The sequence below is a fragment of the Synechococcus sp. CCY9201 genome, from assembly GCF_034931105.1.
GTDB lineage: Bacteria > Cyanobacteriota > Cyanobacteriia > PCC-6307 > Cyanobiaceae > CBW1002.
Map to the genome: position 1 here is coordinate 1 of NZ_JAYGIC010000014.1, position 3,312 is coordinate 3,312.

Annotated in this window: 5 protein-coding genes; 2 read left to right on the forward strand and 3 right to left on the reverse strand. The window is 63.4% G+C overall.

The genetic code is table 11. From position 1 onward, the window contains the following. A partial coding sequence (locus VB716_RS01210) for a transposase (protein WP_323269519.1) occupies positions 1-152 on the reverse strand: 152 nt, incomplete at its 3' end. 674 nt (positions 153-826) lie between these two features. On the opposite strand from VB716_RS01210, the gene VB716_RS01215 reads away from it, so the two are divergent. Continuing rightward, the gene (locus tag VB716_RS01215; RefSeq protein ID WP_197158292.1) at positions 827-1,105 is read left to right on the forward strand and encodes a DUF427 domain-containing protein; all 279 of its coding nucleotides are present in this window, start codon (positions 827-829) and stop codon (positions 1,103-1,105) included. Positions 1,106-1,175: 70 nt separating this feature from the next. On the opposite strand, the gene VB716_RS01220 is transcribed toward VB716_RS01215, so the two are convergent. Next, entirely contained in the window at positions 1,176-2,336 is a 1,161-nt protein-coding gene (locus tag VB716_RS01220; RefSeq protein WP_323269517.1) for a glutaredoxin family protein, read from the reverse strand. A 70-nt stretch (positions 2,337-2,406) separates the two neighbouring features. Beyond that, on the reverse strand, positions 2,407-2,901 hold the full coding sequence (locus VB716_RS01225; protein ID WP_197158296.1) for a hypothetical protein: 495 nt from the start codon (positions 2,899-2,901) through the stop codon (positions 2,407-2,409). A 195-nt stretch (positions 2,902-3,096) separates the two neighbouring features. Here VB716_RS01225 and VB716_RS01230 point away from each other — a divergent pair. Beyond that, positions 3,097-3,312 (forward strand): hypothetical protein (locus VB716_RS01230; RefSeq protein WP_323269518.1); only part of this gene is annotated, 216 nt, incomplete at its 3' end.

Genomic DNA, 3,312 nt, shown 5'->3' on the forward strand with positions numbered 1-3,312 from the left:
CCATGCTCCTTCTGTCCACATCGAGGACAGCGGAATCCCTCCGGCCAGCGAGCTGCCTCAAGGGCAGCCTCGCATTTCTCCTCGGTGCCGTAGAGATCTATGAACTGGGGCACGGACATTCCAGGCTGGAATTGGATTCGGTTCATAGCCATGGCGTCGCCCCTGGTACGTAGGTACCACTCTAGAGTCGTCCGGGCTGGCTGCGGCGCTTGCTACCTAATCAAGTTTTCTTTTGGGGTTCGCGAATTATTCATGGATCAACGCCGGGGCTAGACCGCAGCCTGAGAAGGCGTTCAATTGCAGCACACTTTGTTCCGGATGGCTTCGGCTTTGGTAATCTGCGGGAAGACTTTTCGTTGAGATTCAAGGAAAGGCATGGTTTGGTTTATGCTGACTATGCGTTGGATGGCGAATTTCGGCAAAACAATCCCGCAGTGCTGGCCTCGGGAGTCGCCAGGGGAAAGGCCGCCTTTGATTTGAGGTCCTTCCTGAAGCTTCCATGGTAGTTGACCTTCCGGTTTCGGGCTTTGCATTCATGGCTCTGGAGTGCACAGCGTCAGGTTCAAGCGGGCCGGGCACGTGACTTGTGCCTCCCCTGGGTTGAAGCATCCAATCCTGAACTGCTGGTCATGAGGCGTGCGGTATTTTTTGAGCGGCTGCTTGCCGTGGCTGACCGATTCTGGAGATCTGAGCCTGTGAGCCTCCTGGAGGCTTCAGTTATCAAGGCAGGGCACGCGATCGCAGTCTGCTTGTTCTGCGTCTTTTCCTGGAATCGGGGACGCTGAGGTGATTAAGCTGCAGGATGATGATCCCTTGCTCTCTCGCCATGGAAGCCCGTTGGAATGATGCCGTCATCGCCAGTAGTGACGACATCGTCAAGTTGGAGGGCAATGCCTACTTCCCGGCTGAGTCGCTGAATGCTGTCCATTTCCGTCCCTCGTCGCACCGCAGTATCTGTGGGTGGAAGGGAGAAGCGCATTACTACGACGTGGTGGTCGGCGACCAGGTGAATGCGAACGCCGCCTGGTTTTATCCCGACCCCAAGAGTGCCGCCGCTGAAATCCGTGGCCGGGTTGCGTTCTGGAAGGGCGTATCGGTGAGCTGAGGAGCTCGGCGCCACCAGATCCCTTCACGTGGGAAGCACCGCATCGCGAGGCAGGCGAGTTGGTGCTTGGTCACAACAGCCAGCCTGGTCTCAGCAGCAACACCAGGGCCAGGGCCACCATCACAACTCCGCTGATCAGCTTGAGCAGTCGGCCGGTTCGTTCGGTGAGTTTGTTGCTGCTCAGGGCCACGACGGCCAGCCCCACCATGAGGCTGTCGTCGGCGATGTAGCCCAGGATGTAGAGCCCCAGATAACCGTAGTGGGCTGCGGCGGGAAGGTTCTGCTGGGCGAGCACGGCGGTGTAGAGCGCCGGAAGCCCGGCGGTGCAGAGCAGTTCCACCAGGTTCACGACCACCGCCAGCGCCGCGACCGCCGCCAGGGCCGGCAGCAGGGTCTGGCGCTGGATCACTCCGCGCATGCGGGCGTAGATCCCCGGTTTGGCCGATGCCGGAATCGACAGGCTGAAGTTCGGACCCTCGCGCCGGATTTCCAGCAGGTTCACCATCCCCACCACCAAGGCCAGCCCCGCCAGCGTCAGCCGTAGCCAGGTACTCCAGCCCAGCAGCAGGAACACATTCAGCCAGGCAGCCATGAAGGCGAAATACACCGCGCCGCTCACCAGCACGAAGGTGCCGGCCACCAGGGCCATGCGGCGCCGGTCGTGCCAGTGCACCAGCAGGGAGAGCAGGAACAGCAGCACCCACATGGCGCAGGGGTTGAAGCCATCCAGCAGGCCCATGGCGAGGGTGAACAGCGGCAGCCCCAGCCGGCCCACATCCAGCTCCCCGAAGGGGCCCAGCCGCAGGGGTTCCAGCCTGGGCTGGTCGCGGCTCACCAGGGCCAGCAGCTCCTGGCCACGGCCTTGCGGGCTGTCGAACCCCACCAGCACCTGGCCGTCGATCACAAAGGTGGGAACCCCCGGCGTCTGGACCCCCGCCTGCTGGGAGTACCGGGTCAGATCAGCGAGCGCCGCTGGATCGGTGTCGATCGATCGGATCCGCACCACCAGCTCCGGGCGCTGCCGCTGCAGGGCCGGCAGAAAGGCCTTGGCCTGGGCGCAGTGGGGGCAGCCGGGCCGAACGAACACCTGCAGCGCCGAGCTCTCTGCGTCGGGACGTGCGGAGTTCCCCTCCAGGGACAACGCTGTGCCCGTGAGGCTGCCCATGGCCAGCAGCAGGCCGAGCAGCCCCAGCAGCCAGAGCTGCAGCTGCCGTTTCAGACGTAGGGCCATGGTTCAGACGAAAGGCCATGGTCTGGTGATAGGCCATGGTCAGCCGAAAGGCCATCGCACGGCTCTTCGTTTAGAAGCCGAACAGTGGCGTGGCCCGGAAGATCACGGGGTCTTCGCTGTTCGGAGCGACCGGACCGATCGGGTAGGGCGGTGCGGAGAAAAATTCCAGGGTGATGGGCGGCTCCAGGAAGCCGGCGAAGAACACGTTCGCGAACGTGCCATCACGCAGAGAAAATTGAAATCCGGCACTGGTGAGTTGCGCCCTCTCCCTGTCGTCATCGTTCTGCCGGATCCGGTTGTCGCCGTTGTAGGGCTCGCCGGTGATCGGATCGATGTTGCCGGGAATGGCCTTCCCCGCCGGCCACAGTCCATCAATCCGGACGCGGTTGCGACTGCCCTGGATCCGCTGGATGGCGTAGAAGTCTTGGGAGTCGGGATCAATGTCGCTCAGGAACTGGCCGCTCGCCCGGATCGTCCGGCCCGTGTCGCTGTCGATGCCCACATAATTCCAGCTCCAGAGGATGGAGTTGAACAGGTTGCTGGTGAGGGCATCGGGAGCGGACATGGCTGGATCACACGCAGGATTGGCTGGAGGGCCCAGGCCACAGATCAGGGGTTAGGGATCAAGGGCAATGGATCGCCACCGACAGTGCCACCCTTGATGAACGCTACGGCGGGATCAGGGCACCGTGGCGGCAGCGGTGCTGAGCTTCCGGCATTGGCATGGTTGAAACCCGTGAGGCCTGCCACTGCGTTCGCGATGCCCCATTCCCGCAGGACGCGACAGAACTGGCCGCTCGCAGGCCGCCTGGGGCGGAGCCGGGTTTCCCTGATCCGGCTTGGCGCGAGCCTGGTTGGGGTGCTGCTGCTGGCGACGCTGTGGTCAACGCCGATCACCGGCCGCGACCTGAGCTTTCCCCTGCAGGCCGGCCAGTCCTACCCCGGCGCCGCCCAGCGGCTGGCGGCGGCGGGTTGG

What these genes read in the sequence shown, in the direction of transcription:
- VB716_RS01220 (WP_323269517.1), bottom strand. Translation starts at nt 2,336, where the DNA reads ATGGCCCTACGTCTGAAACGGCAGCTGCAGCTCTGGCTGCTGGGGCTG.
- VB716_RS01215 (WP_197158292.1), top strand. Translation starts at nt 827, where the DNA reads ATGGAAGCCCGTTGGAATGATGCCGTCATCGCCAGTAGTGACGACATC.
- VB716_RS01225 (WP_197158296.1), bottom strand. Translation starts at nt 2,901, where the DNA reads ATGTCCGCTCCCGATGCCCTCACCAGCAACCTGTTCAACTCCATCCTC.